This window comes from Roseovarius confluentis (assembly GCF_002917925.1).
GTDB lineage: Bacteria > Pseudomonadota > Alphaproteobacteria > Rhodobacterales > Rhodobacteraceae > Roseovarius > Roseovarius confluentis.
Window position 1 is genome coordinate 87,220 of record NZ_PPFE01000007.1, and the last position, 15,642, is coordinate 102,861.

Here is a 15,642-nt window from a genome sequence, read left to right on the forward strand (position 1 = left end):
TACGGCTGCCTCAGACGGGATAGATGAAATTGTTCACGTGCCCGTCGACAGTCTTTTCCTTGTCCAGTCGATCCAGCAGGAAGAAGATGCGATGCCGCTGCGGGTCCTGCGGCGCCAGCTTGGGCCGCTCTTTCGATGTCACGCCGGTGATCGTCTCATGCCCGTTCAGATAGTCTATGACAGGCTTGGGGTCGCCGGTGACTTCGACAAACAGCTTGAACTGCGTTCCCAGCCGTTTGTGCAACCGCAGCTTTACGCTGATCGGTGCCGACTTTGACGGCAGCGCCTCGGCAAGTTGAATCACTTTGTTACGCAGACGTCCGTGATGCCTTTCCTGATCGCTCGCAAGCGAACTCAGATAGGTGTCGTTCCCATAGCGGATCAGCAAAAGGTTCAGGCTGGTGATATTCTGCGGCACGCCGCTGTGCGGCTCCAGAATGAACTCGAATTCCCGCGTGCGAAGCGACAACTGAAAATAGGCCGCCTGGACCAAGCGATTGACCACGGTCCAGACCGCGCTCGCCACCGCAATGAAAAGTGTCGTGTCGAAGGCCAGCTCGAGCGTGCTGAACCGCGCAAGGATCTCTTCGATCATGCCGGCGCGCCCTGCTCCAGACCGGTCAGCGCCGCGGCGAAATCCTCAGGATCGAACGGTGCAAGATCGTCTATCTGCTCGCCGACGCCGATGGCGTGAATGGGCAGCCCGAACTTGTCCGCCAACGCCACCAGCACGCCGCCCTTCGCGGTACCGTCCAGCTTGGTCATCACCAGACCCGAGACATCGGCCAACTGCTGGAACGTCTTGACCTGGCTCAGCGCGTTCTGCCCCGTCGTGGCGTCCAGCACCAAAAGCGTGTTGTGCGGCGCATCCGGATCCTTCTTGCGAATGACGCGCACGATCTTGGCCAGTTCTTCCATCAGGTCGGCGCGGTTCTGCAAACGGCCCGCCGTATCGATCATCAACAGGTCCGCACCGTCCTTCTCGGCTTTATCCATGGCATCGAAGGCAAGGCTCGCCGGGTCGCTGCCCTCGGGCGCCGTCAGAACCGGCACGCCCGCGCGATCGCCCCAGACCTGCAACTGCTCCACCGCCGCGGCGCGGAACGTGTCGCCCGCCGCGATCACCACCGACTTGCCGGCTGCCTTGAACTGGCTCGCCAGCTTGCCGATCGTCGTGGTCTTGCCCGACCCGTTGACACCAACCACCAGCACGACCTGCGGGCGTTTGGGGTAGAGCGGCATGGGCTTGGCCACAGGCTCCATGATCCGGGTGATCTCGCGTGCCAGAAGCTCCTTGATCTCCTGACTTGACAGCTTCCGCCCCATGCGCCCTTCGGCCATGTTGGCGGTGACACGCAGGGCCGTATCCACGCCCATGTCGGCGGTGATCAGCAGCTCCTCCAGCTGTTCCAACATGTCGTCATCGAGTACGCGGCGCACGACCGTTTTCGCCTCGCCACGCCCCAACAGACGGCCCAGAAGGCCCGACCGCGCTTGCGGGGCGGCCTCGCTCTTCGGTGTATCGGGCGGGATCTCGATCGGCGTCGGCATGGGTTGCGGATCAGGGGATCGCACCGGATCTTCCAGGGGCGGCGTCTGCGGCACCTCCTGTGGCGCGGCGGGCGGTTGCTCGGACGGCGGCGCGGGAATTTCCTGCGGCGACGGCTCCGGTCGCGGCTCCGGCGGCGGGGTCGGACGCGGCTGGGGTTTCGGCTCGGGCTCTGGTTCGGGTTCAGGCTCCGGCTCTGGTTCAGGCTCCGGCTCGGGTTCGGGCTCCGGTGTCGGCTCGGGTTCTGGCTCCGGCGTGGGGCGCGGCTCCGGCTCCTCTACCGGTTCCGGCTCGGGCTCTGGTTCCCGTTCTGGCCGTGGGTCGGGTGCCGGTGTGAGTTCGGGCTCTACCGTGGGCTCCGGAGACGCGTCTTGCGCCGGATCGGGCTCCGCTGCCTCGGTCACCTCCTCGGCTTCGCCACCGTCCTCGACAATCGCGTCCAGCCCCTCCTCCAGTTTCGAGGAAGACTTGAACAACCGATCCTTCAGCTTGCGGAAAAACGCCATTGAGACACCCTTGCTTTCTTGTCTATCCAGTTAAACCGCCCCGCCCGAGATGAAAACCCACCATTGACAAGCGTGGGCGACAGGCAACCATGCCAACATGCTTCTGCGCCTCGCCCTGATCCTGTTGATACTTGTCCCCGGTCGCGCATTCGCGACGCCGCCGGACACGATCTGCTCCACCGACAAATGGGGGCCGCCGGTCTGCATCCGCAAGGCGCATTTCGTCTACGACACCTGCAACGCGCTCCAGACCTTCGCCACCCGTCACGGGATCGACGCTCATTTCTTCACCCGTCTCATCTGGCAGGAAAGCCGCTTTGACCCCAACGCGCTCAGCCACGCCAATGCCCGCGGAATCGCCCAGTTCATCCCCTCAACCGCCAAGCTGCGCGGCCTCAAGGACCCCTACAACCCCGCCGAAGCTCTGGAGCATTCCGCCCAGTACCTGGCCGAAATGGCCCGCCGCTATGGCAATCTCGGGCTGGCCGCCATTGGTTACAACGGCGGCGAGCGTCGCGCGGAAGGCCTGATCGCGGGCACCGGCGGGCTGGCACGGGAAACCATCGACTACGTCCGCATCATCACCGGCGTCCCCTACTCCAACTGGACCGAAGAGCCGACGCCGACACCAGATCTGCGCCTGTCGCATGAACTGCCGTTCGACAAGGCCTGCTTCGACCTTGCCCGCAACCGCCGCATGACCGCCCTGAAATCCTATCTTCCGAAACTCAAGCCATGGGGCATTCAGATGGCGTTCGGGATCACGAAGAAGGCATCGCTCGCCAAATTCGCGGCGCAGACCCGTGCCTGCACCGGGCTGATCGGCAAGCAAGAGCCGGATGTGGTCTTTCAGAAAAGCCGTGCAAGCCCGAAGGGCGGCTATTTCATGGCCCGTCTCGGGCGCGACAGTCGCGACGCCGCTTGGCGCGACTGCGCGAAATTCAAGAAAGCCGGCTGTATCTGCGCGGTCTACAGCAACAACTGAATACAATAGGCGCGCGAGGCCAGCAAACTCGAACACAAACATCGAGTGGTTCAAATTGAAGCTTTAAGCTGCGCACCCCGCACTCAATACATCCTATGCGCCCTTCCGCTTGCGACCTTTGCGCGGAAACAAGATGTTTCGACGATAAATCCAGCCGCGAAGCTTGAGCGAATCGAAATCCTGCCCATGGTAAAGTGCCGTGCAAGCACTAGAAAAAGGAACTTCATGCAGGGGCTGCGCCTCTTCACAATCGCGACCTGCCTTCCGGTCGCCTTTATCCTGCTCGCCGCCGCCCTCGGCGGTGCCTGGGCGTGGATCGCCTTGGGCTATCTTACCGTGCTCACCTTCCTGCTGGATCGCCTTATCGCGGCAGAGGCGGCCAATACCGACCCTGATGCGGAGTTCCCCGCAGCAGACAAACTTCTGACCGTACTTGGCGTGTCGCATTTCGCCCTTTACGGCGTGGCGCTATGGGCCATCGCCGGCCCCTCCGGCCTTGGCTGCCTGGAGCGGTTTCTCACCGGATTCGCAACCGGGCTATTCTTCGGCCATGTGTCGCACCCCGTCGCACATGAGCTGATCCACCGCCCGAGCCGCGCAAGACGCTTTCTCGGCCGCCTGATCTACACGTCCCTGCTGGTCGGCCATCACGCCAGCGCCCATCTCCGCGTGCACCATGTCCACGTGGGCAGCGATGCGGACCCCAACAGCGCAAGACCCGGTGAAGGCTTCTATCGCTACGCAATGCGGGCCAGCGCCGGATCATTTCGCGCCGGTCTCGCGGCCGAGAACCGCTTGCGCGCGGGCCGCAAACCGTTTTGGACCCACCCTTATGCGCTCTATCTCGGCGGGGCGGCGGCGCTGAGCATCGGCGCGCTCGTTTTCGGCGGCCCCGATGCGCTTTTGGCGGTGCTGGCCCTGTCGCTTTACGCGCAGATGCAAATCCTGCTCTCCGACTATGTGCAGCACTACGGCCTGCGCCGCGCCGCCCTGCCCGACGGCCGCATGGAACCGGTGGGACCGCAGCACTCCTGGAATACGCCGCACTGGTTCTCCTCGGCGCTCATGCTCAACGCGCCGCGTCATTCCGACCACCATGTCACCCCGGCGCGCGGTTACCCGGCGCTGCAACTTGATCCCGAAACCATGCCGATGTTGCCGATGCCGTTGCCATTCATGGCTACGGTCGCACTCTTCCCGACGCTCTGGCGCCGGATGATGGACCGCCGTTGTGCAAAGTGGCGCGATCGTGCCGAGCGGCACGCATCTCGGCCGATGGCCTGCGAATAACGCGGTGGCGCGCCCGGCGCACATCTGTCAGGATCGAACCATGCGCCTGTTGCTTGTCCTTTCCTTGCTTGTCACCCCCTGCGCCGCCGTCACTCAAGACCAAATGACCGCGGCAGAGTTCGACTCTTACACTCGCGGCAAGACCTTCTATTACGGTGCGCAGGGTGCCCCCTATGGCGGCGAGGAATATCTTGAAAACCGTCGCGTGCGCTGGTCTTTCCTCGACGGCCGCTGCCAGGAAGGTGAATGGTACGAGGACGATGGCCTGATCTGCTTCGTCTACGAGAACAAGCCCGAGCCGCAATGCTGGAGTTTCCAGCGCTCGGGCAGCGGCCTTGTGGCGCAATTCCAGAACGACCCCGCCCAGACCCAGCTTTACGAAATGGAACAGACCGGCGAGCCGCTGCACTGCCTCGGCCCCGAAATCGGCGTCTGAGCCGGCGTCAGAACAGGCTGCCCTGTTCGGGCGGCGGTTTCTTCGGCTTCGGACTCGTCCTCGCCTTCGATGTCTGCTCCACCGTTTGCGGTGCTTCGGCACCTGAGCTTCCCCCGACGGCAAGCGTGCCGTCGCTGAACTCGATCTCCAACAGTGTCGCCGCCTGCGCCGCGGCTTTCGTCGTCACCACCTCTGCATCGCCTCGAACCACGGCATAGCCGCGGCTCAGCGTCGCCTTGTAGCCCAGCGTCTCGCGCAGCCGCTCCTGCGCGGCCAGCCGGTCGCGCCAGTCCCGCACCTGCTGCCGGCTGACATCGGACAGCCGCTTGGTGACGCGTTCGAAGTCCGCCCGTTTCTGGCTGATATCGCGCTGCAATGTGCGCGTATTCATCCGCGCGGCAAGCGAGACGAACCCCTCACGGCGGTTTCGCACCCTTTCCCGCAGCATCCCGGGCCGCAACGCACCTGCCTTCTGCGAAAGCGCGACCTGCCGCACCTGGATAGACGCCCGCAGCGCGCCGGGCAGCTTGTCCCCCATCCCGTCCAGCCTCTGGCGCGGCCCGTCCAGCAAGGCCTCGCCCCGGGGCAAGGCGCGGCTCAGGTCGCGCAGTCTTTGCCGCCGCGCCGTCACTTGTCCCTGCAGGGCTTGCAACAACCTCCCCTCCTGACCATCAAGCCAGGCCAGGAGGTCCAGCCGCACCGGAACCGCCAGTTCCGCCGCCGCCGTGGGCGTCGGCGCCCGCTTGTCCGAGGCAAAATCGATCAGCGTCGTATCTGTCTCGTGCCCAACGGCCGAAATCAGCGGAATCTCCGATGCCGCGGCGGCCCGCACGACCGATTCCTCGTTGAACCCCCACAGGTCCTCGATACTGCCGCCGCCGCGCGCGACGATCAGGAGATCCGGGCGAGGCAAGGCCCCTCCGGGCGTCAGCGCGTTGAAACCCTGGATGGCGTTCGTCACTTCCGGCGCACATTTTTCGCCCTGAACTGCCACGGGCCAGATCAACACCTTGCGAGGGAACCTGTCGCGCAGACGATGCAGAATATCGCGGATGACGGCACCGGACGGAGAGGTCACGACCCCGATCACCTCCGGCAGGTAAGGCAATTGCTTCTTGCGCTCGGGCGCGAACAGCCCCTCGCCCGCCAGCGCCTTGCGCCGCGCCTCCAGCATCGCCATGAGCGCGCCCATTCCGGCAGGCTTGAGATCCTCGATGACGATCTGGTACCGCGATTGCCCCGGGAACGTTGTCAGCCGGCCAGTTGCGACAACCTCCATGCCCTCTTCGGGCTGCACAGCCAGACGCCCGCCCACACCTTTCCAGATCACCCCGGCCAGCACCGAGCGATCGTCTTTCAGGTCCATGTAGAGATGACCAGAGCGAGGCCGGCTTACACGGCCCACCTCACCCTTGACGCGCACGTGGGAAAACTCCCCCTCGATCATGCGCTTGATTACCCCCGACAGATCGGAGACCGAAAATTCGGGGGCATTTTCGCCCGGGGCGGGATCATCAATGAGGTCGGACATGACCCCATCTTTGACGCATCCCGCCCCGGTTGGAAAGGTCAGGCGGCACGGCTTTCGTGACGGCCTTCGCAAATTTCCTCGATCACCTTGCCACAGAAGTTCGGCAGATCATCGGGATTGCGGCTGGTGACCACGCCTTGGTCGACCACCACCGGGCTGTCTTCCCATCTTGCACCGGCATTTTCCATGTCGGTGCGAATCGAATGGTACGACGTCAGGTGCAAACCTTTGGCGATGCCCGCCTCGGCCAACAGCCACGGCGCATGACAGATGGCGGCGATGGGTTTCTTGGCCTCAAAGATCGTCTTGATGAACCTAATGGCATCCTTGTCGGTACGCAGGATGTCCGGGTTGATCTGGCCGCCGGGAAGAACCAGCGCATCGTAGTCGCTAGGGCTGACAGCGTCGACGGTCTTGTCAACGTCGACGGACCGGCCCCAGTCGTTCTCATTCCAGCCGCGGATCTGGCCCGCCTTCAGCGAGACGATGTGGACCTCGGCACCTTCGCTCAGCAACGCATCGCGCGGCTTCTCCAACTCTGATTGTTCGTAGCCGTCGGTGGCCAGTATCGCGACTTTTCGATTCGACAGTTTGGTCATTTCATTACTCCTGCATTACTCGATTACCTTACGCTTTCCCAACGCCACGACCCCCGATCCGTTCCCGCGACAGGCGGTCGCTTGCCACCCGGCCACGCAACGCTTAAGCAAACGGCGAAATCCAACGGAGCGGTGCCATGAACATTCTCATTCTCGGCGGCGGCGGGCGCGAACACGCACTGGCCTGGGCGGTGATGCAGAACCCCAAATGCGACAAGCTGATCGTGGCGCCGGGCAATGCCGGGATCGCGCAGATCGCCGAATGCGCGTCGCTCGACATCGAGAACGGCGCGGCGGTGGTGAATTTCTGCGAGGCCAACGCCATTGACTTCATCATCATCGGTCCCGAAGCGCCACTGGCCGCAGGCGTCGGCGACAGGCTGCGCGACGCGGGCTTTCTCGTCTTCGGCCCCTCGCAGGCCGCGGCCCAGCTCGAGGCCTCCAAAAGCTTTACCAAGGAAATCTGCGACGCCGCGAACGCCCCCACGGCCGCCTACGGCCACTTCACCGACGCCGCGGCCGCCAAGGATTACGTGACCAGCCAAGGCGCGCCCATCGTGGTCAAGGCCGATGGCCTGGCCGCGGGAAAGGGCGTGATCATCGCCCAGACCGTCGAAGAGGCGCACGCCGCCATCGACGACATGTTCGGCGGCAGCTTCGGCAGCGCCGGCGCCGAGGTGGTGATCGAGGAGTTCATGGACGGCGAAGAAGCGTCGTTCTTCGTGCTGTGCGATGGCCAGACGGCCCTTCCCATGGGCACCGCTCAGGATCACAAGCGCGTGGGCGAAGGCGACACCGGCCCCAATACCGGCGGCATGGGCGCCTATTCCCCCGCCCCCATCCTGACCGATGCGGTCGCCGAAAAGGCGCTGGATCAGATCATCCGACCCACCCTGCGCGTCATGGCCGAGCGCGAGATGCCCTACCAGGGCGTGCTTTACGCCGGGCTGATGATCAAGGATGGCCAGCCGCGCCTGGTGGAATACAACGTGCGTTTCGGCGACCCCGAATGCCAGGTCCTGATGCTGCGGCTGGGTGCACAGGCGTTGGACCTGATGCAGGCCGCCGCCGAGGAACGCCTGCACCAGGTCGAGGCCAGCTGGGCCGACGATCATGCCCTGACGGTGGTGATGGCAGCCTCGGGTTATCCCGGCGCCTATCAGAAAGGCAGCATCATCAGCGGGTTGGACGACTGTCCTGAAGACAGCTTTCAAATGGTGTTCCATGCCGGCACCGGCGAAAAGGACGGAAAGATCACCGCCACGGGCGGCCGGGTGCTCAACGTCACGGCTCGGGCCGATACCCTGCGCGAGGCCGCCGACCGCGCCTATGACATGATTGATCGAATCGACTGGCCCGACGGGTTTTGTCGGCGCGATATCGGGTGGCGGGCTCTGGACTGAGTTCCGGACCGCGCTGCGCGCGATCCGATAGATGCGGGGACCAGCCCCCGCACGCAGGTTCAAGCGGGGACCAGCTCCCGCACCCCCGGGAAATTTATGGCCAGAAGAAGAGGCGGATCAGATCTGTTTCTCTGGCATTTGTACGACAAGGCCGTCCAGCGCGTCGCTGACCTTCAACTGACACGTCAGGCGCGAGCGCTCGGGATCGGGCTCGAACGCGAAGTCCAGCATGTCCTCTTCCATGTCGTCTTTCGCCGGCAGCTTCTCGACCCAGGCCGGATCCACATAGACATGGCAGGTCGAACAGGCGCAGGCGCCGCCGCAATCGGCCTCGATGCCGGGGATGTTGTTGTCGCGCGCGCCTTCCATCACGGTCAGGCCGTTGGCGACCTCGACCTCGTGCTTGGTGCCGTTATGTTCGATGTAGGTGATCTTCGCCATGTATTCGGGCTCCCGTCGCTTCGTCTTACAAGGGTTCCTAGACGCGCCATTTAGCCGATGCCAGTCCCATTTGCGACATCACGCGGAAAAGAGTTGCGCAAAATCCGCGATGTTCTACCTATGTTCTTATGAGAGTTTTCTCCGAGAGCACGGCCCATGACTGGCCACGCCCGCCTTCCGCGCTGGTGGCCGCGCGCATGGACGACCCGCCGGACGGGGCGCGCATCACCGTCGCGGGCCTCGTCATCCTGCGCCAGCGCCCCGGCACGGCCAAGGGCGTGATCTTCATCACGCTCGAGGACGAAACCGGCGTGGTCAACATCGTGGTCTGGCGCGCACTTTACGAGAAATACCGCCGCGCGGTCATTGCCGGGCGGCTGCTGCGCGTCACCGGCCGTATCCAGCGGCAATCAGGCGTCGTGCACGTCATCGCCGAAGACGTCGAAGATATCTCGCACTTGCTGGATCGCCTGCTGGAGGACGCGGGCGACAGCACACTTCCCCAAGCGGATCAAACCGGGTAAGATACTGCAAAACACGCCTAAAAAGGCACGAGCGGATGATCCGACCGACCCTGATAGCCCCCTGCGCCCTTCTGGCGCTGGCCGCCTGTGGAGACGTGTCCGGCGCGGGTACCGACGCCGTGCAGCGGCTGGACACCCCCCCACCCGGCGCGGCCCCCGGCACCTGCTGGGCACAAGACACCTCGCCCGCCGTGGTGGAAACCGTGACCGAGCAGATCCTCGTCAGCCCCGCCGAGGTGGCCGATGACGGCACTGTCACGCGTCCTGCCAGCTACCGGACCGAAACCGCGCAGAAGATCGTGCAGGAACGGCGCGTGACCCGGTTCCAGGTCCCCTGCCGCGCTGAACTGACGCCGGAATTCAACGCCTCGGTACAGCGCGCCCTCAAGGCCCGCGGGCTCTATCGTGGGCCGATCAACGGCCAGTTGGATCGCGGCACCCGCGCCGCCATCCGCAGCTTTCAAAAGCCGCAGGGATTTGATTCCGATATCCTGTCCATTGCCGGCGCGCGCCAGCTTGGATTGATCGCGGTCGCCCGCGACACGCCGGACAACCCGGAATAATCGGCTTTCGTTAACCAACGGTTTACCAAATTTAACCAATCTGAACGCGTGAGGTGCAATGCTGCTCAAGCGCGTTATCATTCCCGTTTTGCTGATCGCCAGCGTCGCGCCGGCGCTGGCCGGTCCCTGGATGCGGGCCGAGGGTGAAACCTTCTTGAGCTATTCAATCGAGACCGACTTCGAGAACGGCATTTCCGATGGCAGCGGTTTCTACGGCTCGCTTTATGCCGAGCATGGGCTGACGCGCGGCTTGACCCTCGGCCTCGATGCGGGCGGCCACGAGGACGACATGTCTAAGGCCATCGCGTTCCTGCGCTGGCCCATCGGCGCCACCGACCGCAGCACGCGCATCGTCCCCGAATTCGGCCTTGGGATGGCTCGGGAAACTTTCGCGCTTCGGCCGGGTCTCAGCGTCGGACGCGGGTTTGAGCTTGGGGATACACCCGGCTGGCTGAGTATCCACAGCCGGGCGGTGATCATCGGCAGTTTCGATGGCATTCTGGAAACCGATATCACCTTCGGCCTCAGCCCCCGCCCCGATGCCAAGTTCATCCTGCAATTACAGACCGGCATCCCGACGCAAAGTGATCCTTACGCCAAGCTGGCTCCATCCTACATACGCCGCATCGCACCGGGCCGCCACGTCGAACTCGGGCTTGTCGCCGGCGTGGCAGAGGCCGATGATTTCAAGCTGAAATTCGGCCTCTGGCAACAGTTCTGATGCGTTGTGCGACACCTTCCTTGCATCAGATCAGATCGTCGATCCTGATGCGCATCGTGACCGTCCCGCTGACCGCCTTTTCCCAGCGCAGGTTGACGCTGTCCTTGTTCGGTCCTTCCTTTCCGTCGTAGTAAGGCACCCCGAAATAGGCCGTTCCATCGGCTTCGCGGATCGCCCCCTCTGCCACGATCGACTCGACCGTCTGCGCCCAGGCCTCGAAGGGCAGCTTGGGATGAGGCGACACGACCCATGTCTTCTGCGCGCTGGCCTCGGTATGTTGCATGACCAACGGGTTTTCCACCTGGATATTGACGTTGAAATAGGCGTTGTCCTCGAAGCGGATGTTGCGGAACCGCTCGAAGTTCATGGTCGCAAAGCTGGTGTCGATGCCCTCGAAGCGGTCAATCGGCCCGTCGATCAGGCGCACCGTGTTGCCCGTGACCGTCAGCCCGTTGATGAAGTGCCCCGGCCCATACGGTTTCACGGACAGGAAATTGAAAGAGGGCGCAGTGCTCTGGCTGAGGAAAACGTTACTGGTGATGGACAAAGCGCTGAACGAAAATTCGCTCGAGAAATCGGGCGCCTCGTCATACTCGTTGGTCCACTCGATCGAACCGTCGCAGATATAATTGCAGGTGAAGGTGCCCCGGTTGTTGGTCCGCGCCATAACGAAAATTGCGCTGCGCGGCCCCGGATCAGCACTGTCGCCCTGGAAACAGTGGTTGCCCATGATGATGCTGGACGATCCCGCCAAAATCGCGAAATGCTTGAAGAAATTGCACCGGCAATTGCGGATCTTGATGTCGTTGCCGTTGCAGTTCATCCCGATCGTTGTCCGGTCGGGCACCAGCAAAGGACTTTCCCGCGACAAAAACTGGCAGCGGTCGATCATCATGCCCTGGTCGCCCTCGCCGTGGCTGGTGATCCCCCGGTCGCGCGGCTGTGTGAAGAAACAATCCCGGAAATGTATGGCCGATCCCGCGGGGGGCAGCAGCACGGCACTGCAATCGCCGCCGCACTGGAACTCGACATTCGATACCGCGAATTTCGAGATCTGCGAGAAGCCGCTGAAATCCCACATATATTTGAACCGTTTGAACGTGTAGTTCTGCGTGCCTTCCGCATCAAAGAGCGGCTGACTGAGGGTAACGGTCTGGGCACCGACGTTTTTGGAACGCACATAGACCTCTCGGCCAACCCCGTTGCCCGTGACCAGCGAACCGACCTGGATATTGGCCACGTTCGCCACGTTGGTCAGTCGCTTGTTGTCGTTGGCGTTGTACGTTGCCTGCGAGGTGACGGTATCGGTGTCCCAGTTCGCCCCCGGAAAAACCGAGAATTGCGCGTTCTTGATCACGTGTCGCGTCTTGTAGGTGGTCCGGTTCGGCACGGCGGCCTGCATGTCCACAGGTTCGCGCAGCGCCACCTTGCGGCCTTTCATGTCCAGCTCCACGTGGCCGGGGTTGTTCAGCAGCGCCTGGTAGGCCTTCTTGAACGCCATCTCGGTTTCACCGCCGAAAGCGTCCACGTATTTGGAAAAGTCGAAATCGTTGACCAGCTCGAAAATCTTGTCGACCGGCATGGTGACCTCGCCCTCGAACTCGACCTTGCTTTGCATGGTCAGGCTGTCGCCCAGAAAATACGTACCGGCGGGCACCAGCACGGTCCGGCCATGCGCCGCGGCATCCGCCGCCTCGAACGCAGGCAGGTCATTGGTGCTGCCATCCCCTTTCGCGCCGTAATCGCGCACGTCCACCAGTCCGACCAGATCGCGCAGGAAGATGCTGGTTACATCCTCAATCCTAATGTCGTCGATCCGCACCACGCCGCCATTCGGCCCCGTCAGGTCGATGCCGAAATGGCCATACAGGGGCTCTGTGCCCCAGACCATGTCGACACCGCCGCGGTCGCCGCTGCCGACAATAGCCGTGACCTCGACCACCTCGCCATAGTTGGTCAGCGCCACGCTCGGGCCGGTCTCGACCAGGCCGTTGACATGGGCGCCGCCCGCACCGCCGGCCCAGGCCGCGATGCGCACGTTCGGCAGGTTCCCGGCAATTGCCTTAACCCGAGCGGTGATCTGCAGGTAACAGCCCGGCAGGATCGGCGTCTCGCCCATGTACCGCAGTTTCTGAACGGCTTGGGTTTTCTGGATCTCCAGCGCCCCGCCGAAATCCTGATCGGCAGGCACGAAGGCGGCGTTGGCCGCCCCGTCATACGTGTCGGACCCCGGCGTGCCGTTCCCGCTCGACCAGACGTCCAGCCCGTTCGCATAGGCCGGCGGCATGAAGGTGATGCCATCGGTAATTGCCTTGTTCATGAATTTCCCTTTCCGCGCCAGGGGGCCGTCCCCAAGGCGTCACATGTTTGCCAGCCATAGGCGCGAACCGGAGCGCACCCGGGCTTCGGGAAATATCAACGGGGAGTTAACGAGACCTCAGGACACCGTGACGGTGCCCGACCTTTGGCGGCCTATGCCAATGGCGGTGTGAATTGTACCTAAAGTGGGTAAAAACCCACTATATCAGGCATTCTCATAGGCCGAATTGGGCCTAAGCCATGCCGCCCTGCACCAGCCGGTTCGCCAACCGCGCATAAGCCTCCGACACCGGACCGTCCTCCAGCGCAACGGGCCGCCCGGCATCGCCACCCAGCCGTGTGTCGAGGTCGATCGGCAAGGCCCCCAACAGCGGCAACTCCAGCCTCTCGGCCTCTTGCGCCACGCCGCCATGGCCGAAAATCGCCGCCTCGTATCCGCATTGCGGGCAATGGAACATCGACATGTTCTCGATCAGCCCCAGTACCGGCGTCTTCAGCGTGTTGAACATGTCGATCGCCTTGCGCGCATCCAGAAGCGCCACATCCTGCGGCGTCGAGACCACCAGTGCACCGGTGGGCGCCGCCCTTTGGCACAGGGTCAACTGCACATCCCCCGTTCCCGGCGGCAGGTCCACCAGCAGCACGTCCAGCTCGCCCCAGTCCACTTGGCTTATCATCTGCTGCAAAGCCCCCATCAGCATCGGCCCTCGCCAGACAACGGCGCGGTCCTCTTCGATCATCAGTCCGATGGACATCATCTTGACGCCATGTGCCTCCAGCGGAGTCAGGATCTTGCCGTCCGGGCTGCTCGCCCGATCGGTCACGCCCATCATGCGCGGCAGGCTCGGCCCGTGTATATCGGCGTCCAGCAAGCCCACGCGCCGTCCCGCCCGGGCCAGTGCCACTGCAAGGTTCGACGCCACGGTCGACTTGCCCACGCCGCCCTTCCCGGACGCCACCGCCAGAATCGACTTCACCCCGCCTGGGCGGATCGACGCGCTTCCGCCCTCGGGGTGCCGGCCCACCTTCAGTGACGGGGTCGGGGCCTCGGGCGCCTGTGCGGTCAACGCCACCTGCGCCGAAGACACTCCCTCGACCGACAGCGCCGCGCGCTCGGCGGCTGCTCTCAGGGGCTCCATGTGGCGGGCCATCTCGGCAGTGGGCGCCTCCAGCACGAATCGCACTTCGCTGCCTTCGAGTCGCATCGCACGCACCATGTCGCGTGAAATCACGGTACCACCGTCCGGCAATTCAAGCCGTTCCAGCTCCTGGCGCACTTTGTCGAGTATTTCCGTCATGCCCTGCCTCCATGCATCTGCGCCGCCAAAAGTCGCATTTCTGAAAGCAGGCACAACCCCCGTTTCAATCCCGCACAAAAAACCGGCAAATAGATGATATTGCACGCAAAAAATGAACTATTCTTCTATGCGCTTCCTGCATAGCCGCGTTGCAGCAAAATCTATTGTGCACGCGCAGCATATCGCTATCTTTAACTCAACAGCGAACGAAACGGCCACCGCGCCAAACGCTCGCTAAAACAATCAGGTGCTTCTCCTCCCGTTTGGCACCTGTTCGGGATACCGCCTCTCCTCCCTTGTGCGGTCCCGGCAAGACCTGGGCTCAGAACGAGCCCAACTGTAACGAACGGTCCCTTCCTCCTCCCTGGGACCCGACGTAAAGAACGGCGGCGCCTCTCCTCCTCCCTGGCGTCGCCGTTTTTTTTTGCGCGACACCATCCTTTCATCTTCCGGACACCTGAACCGGATGCGCCCCGCCGCACGTGACAACGGGGTCAAATTCCGTAAGCTCAGTGCATGACCCGAGCCGCGCGCCCGCGCCGTCCGCGGGCCATCGCTGCCGCATGCCGCGCCTCTTCCAGGAAATCGACGAAGGCACACGCCGCAGCACTGCCCGGGTTCTGCACAATTGGCTCGGCCAGCGCCTCGCGCAACACGCGCGCCGTGACGGTCCCCGGATAGGCGAAAACCCATTCCAGGAATCCCAGTCGCGCCACGGCCTCGGCCTCCGCGCCGGTGGCGCCGCTGCGCTCCAGTCCATCCATGATCGGTGTCAGGTTCATGTCTTCTGCTCTTCCTCCGGCCACACCCCGGGCCGGACTGGGGCGAAGGAAAGCCGCGCGAGAACCGCTTTTCGGTCCACCGCCCGTACCGCCCCCCGCGGTTCGACGTTCACCCCAAGGGCTGGTTTCCGGGCTTGGCGGGGGTGCGGATACGCGCGCCTTCCCGGGGCATCTTGCCCCAGTGGCCCTCTGCGGTATCCCCCATCCTTACCGTTGCGGGGGCAGCGCCGGACTTTCACCGGCTTCCCAATTCTCCACGGCTTTCGTGGCACCTTCGGGACCCTCATCTTGCCGCCAACCGACCTCTGGCGCAACACGCGATTGCGACCTTGAAGGGCCTCCCGACGACACATGCGTCAAACCAGCCCTCAGGCCAGAACGTCGGCCCATTCGGGATGCCGTCGAAACTGCGCCGCGGCAAAGGGGCAAAGCGGCGTGATCTTGCGGCCCGCCGCCCGGGCATCCTCCACCGCGCGCGTGACTAGCGCCAAGCCCACACCATCGCCACGATATTCGTCCGGCACGCCGGTATGGTCGATAATCATTCCCGAGCTTCCCAACTTGGAATAGGTCAGCTCGGCCTCCGGTCCGTCACCGATGCGGGTGACATAGCGCCCCTTGCTCTCGCCGTCCTCGTGTTCGATCTGCATGTCTGTCTCCCGTGACCGAGCGCAGGATGCCGCACCGCCGACGAA

16 protein-coding genes and 1 riboswitch are annotated in these 15,642 nt (G+C 63.5%); of the genes, 7 read left to right on the forward strand and 9 right to left on the reverse strand.

Annotated elements, in window-relative coordinates:
• Positions 1-10 precede the first annotated feature (10 nt).
• Together C2I35_RS15565 and ftsY are read right to left on the reverse strand one after the other, a co-directional pair.
• A complete protein-coding gene (locus C2I35_RS15565) occupies positions 11-595 on the reverse strand; it encodes a hypothetical protein (RefSeq protein WP_103763979.1) in 585 nt (194 codons plus the stop codon).
• A complete protein-coding gene (gene ftsY / locus C2I35_RS15570; protein ID WP_103763980.1) occupies positions 592-2,055 on the reverse strand; it encodes a signal recognition particle-docking protein FtsY in 1,464 nt (487 codons plus the stop codon). Before ftsY ends, C2I35_RS15565 begins: the two co-directional genes overlap by 4 nt.
• A gap of 97 nt (positions 2,056-2,152) precedes the next feature.
• Here ftsY and C2I35_RS15575 point away from each other — a divergent pair, with 97 nt between their 5' ends.
• From C2I35_RS15575 to C2I35_RS15585, 3 genes are all read left to right on the forward strand, one after another.
• Positions 2,153-3,040 carry a lytic transglycosylase domain-containing protein gene (locus C2I35_RS15575; RefSeq protein ID WP_103763981.1) on the forward strand — a complete coding sequence of 296 codons (888 nt, stop codon included), beginning with the start codon at positions 2,153-2,155 and terminating at the stop codon, positions 3,038-3,040.
• Positions 3,041-3,265: 225 nt separating this feature from the next.
• A complete protein-coding gene (locus tag C2I35_RS15580) occupies positions 3,266-4,330 on the forward strand; it encodes an alkane 1-monooxygenase (RefSeq protein WP_342749722.1) in 1,065 nt (354 codons plus the stop codon).
• Between the two features lie 40 nt (positions 4,331-4,370).
• Complete coding sequence (locus C2I35_RS15585; protein ID WP_103763982.1) at positions 4,371-4,766, forward strand: hypothetical protein; 396 nt, start codon at positions 4,371-4,373, stop codon at positions 4,764-4,766.
• A 7-nt stretch (positions 4,767-4,773) separates the two neighbouring features.
• Here the strand turns inward: C2I35_RS15585 and xseA are convergent, their stop codons facing one another.
• Both xseA and C2I35_RS15595 read right to left on the reverse strand, forming a co-directional pair.
• The gene (gene xseA, locus C2I35_RS15590) at positions 4,774-6,297 is read right to left on the reverse strand and encodes an exodeoxyribonuclease VII large subunit (RefSeq protein WP_103763983.1); all 1,524 of its coding nucleotides are present in this window, start codon (positions 6,295-6,297) and stop codon (positions 4,774-4,776) included.
• Between the two features lie 38 nt (positions 6,298-6,335).
• Positions 6,336-6,896 carry a type 1 glutamine amidotransferase domain-containing protein gene (locus tag C2I35_RS15595; RefSeq protein WP_103763984.1) on the reverse strand — a complete coding sequence of 187 codons (561 nt, stop codon included), beginning with the start codon at positions 6,894-6,896 and terminating at the stop codon, positions 6,336-6,338.
• 137 nt (positions 6,897-7,033) lie between these two features.
• On the opposite strand from C2I35_RS15595, the gene purD reads away from it, so the two are divergent.
• Positions 7,034-8,299, forward strand: coding sequence for a phosphoribosylamine--glycine ligase (purD, locus tag C2I35_RS15600; protein WP_103763985.1), 1,266 nt, complete (start codon positions 7,034-7,036; stop codon positions 8,297-8,299).
• A gap of 117 nt (positions 8,300-8,416) precedes the next feature.
• Here purD and C2I35_RS15605 read toward each other — a convergent pair whose 3' ends face one another.
• Complete coding sequence (locus C2I35_RS15605) at positions 8,417-8,740, reverse strand: 2Fe-2S iron-sulfur cluster-binding protein (RefSeq protein WP_057793755.1); 324 nt, start codon at positions 8,738-8,740, stop codon at positions 8,417-8,419.
• A 128-nt stretch (positions 8,741-8,868) separates the two neighbouring features.
• On the opposite strand from C2I35_RS15605, the gene C2I35_RS15610 reads away from it, so the two are divergent.
• Genes C2I35_RS15610 through C2I35_RS15620 form a run of 3 tightly spaced genes read left to right on the forward strand, consistent with a single transcriptional unit; the run spans position 8,869 to position 10,548 of the window.
• On the forward strand, positions 8,869-9,264 hold the full coding sequence (locus C2I35_RS15610; RefSeq protein WP_103763986.1) for an OB-fold nucleic acid binding domain-containing protein: 396 nt from the start codon (positions 8,869-8,871) through the stop codon (positions 9,262-9,264).
• A gap of 35 nt (positions 9,265-9,299) precedes the next feature.
• The gene (locus C2I35_RS15615) at positions 9,300-9,827 is read left to right on the forward strand and encodes a peptidoglycan-binding domain-containing protein (RefSeq protein ID WP_103763987.1); all 528 of its coding nucleotides are present in this window, start codon (positions 9,300-9,302) and stop codon (positions 9,825-9,827) included.
• Positions 9,828-9,885: 58 nt separating this feature from the next.
• Positions 9,886-10,548, forward strand: coding sequence for a hypothetical protein (locus C2I35_RS15620; RefSeq protein ID WP_103763988.1), 663 nt, complete (start codon positions 9,886-9,888; stop codon positions 10,546-10,548).
• 25 nt (positions 10,549-10,573) lie between these two features.
• Here the strand turns inward: C2I35_RS15620 and C2I35_RS15625 are convergent, their stop codons facing one another.
• From C2I35_RS15625 to C2I35_RS15640, 4 genes are all read right to left on the reverse strand, one after another.
• Positions 10,574-12,868 carry a glycosyl hydrolase family 28-related protein gene (locus C2I35_RS15625; protein WP_103763989.1) on the reverse strand — a complete coding sequence of 765 codons (2,295 nt, stop codon included), beginning with the start codon at positions 12,866-12,868 and terminating at the stop codon, positions 10,574-10,576.
• 232 nt (positions 12,869-13,100) lie between these two features.
• The gene (locus tag C2I35_RS15630) at positions 13,101-14,165 is read right to left on the reverse strand and encodes an Mrp/NBP35 family ATP-binding protein (RefSeq protein WP_103763990.1); all 1,065 of its coding nucleotides are present in this window, start codon (positions 14,163-14,165) and stop codon (positions 13,101-13,103) included.
• A 509-nt stretch (positions 14,166-14,674) separates the two neighbouring features.
• Positions 14,675-14,947, reverse strand: a complete 273-nt coding sequence (locus tag C2I35_RS15635) for a hypothetical protein (RefSeq protein WP_245890509.1) — start codon at positions 14,945-14,947, stop codon at positions 14,675-14,677.
• 102 nt (positions 14,948-15,049) lie between these two features.
• Positions 15,050-15,238: riboswitch (cobalamin riboswitch) on the reverse strand.
• 77 nt (positions 15,239-15,315) lie between these two features.
• A complete protein-coding gene (locus tag C2I35_RS15640) occupies positions 15,316-15,597 on the reverse strand; it encodes a GNAT family N-acetyltransferase (protein WP_103763992.1) in 282 nt (93 codons plus the stop codon).
• Between the last annotated feature and the right edge of the window lie 45 nt (positions 15,598-15,642).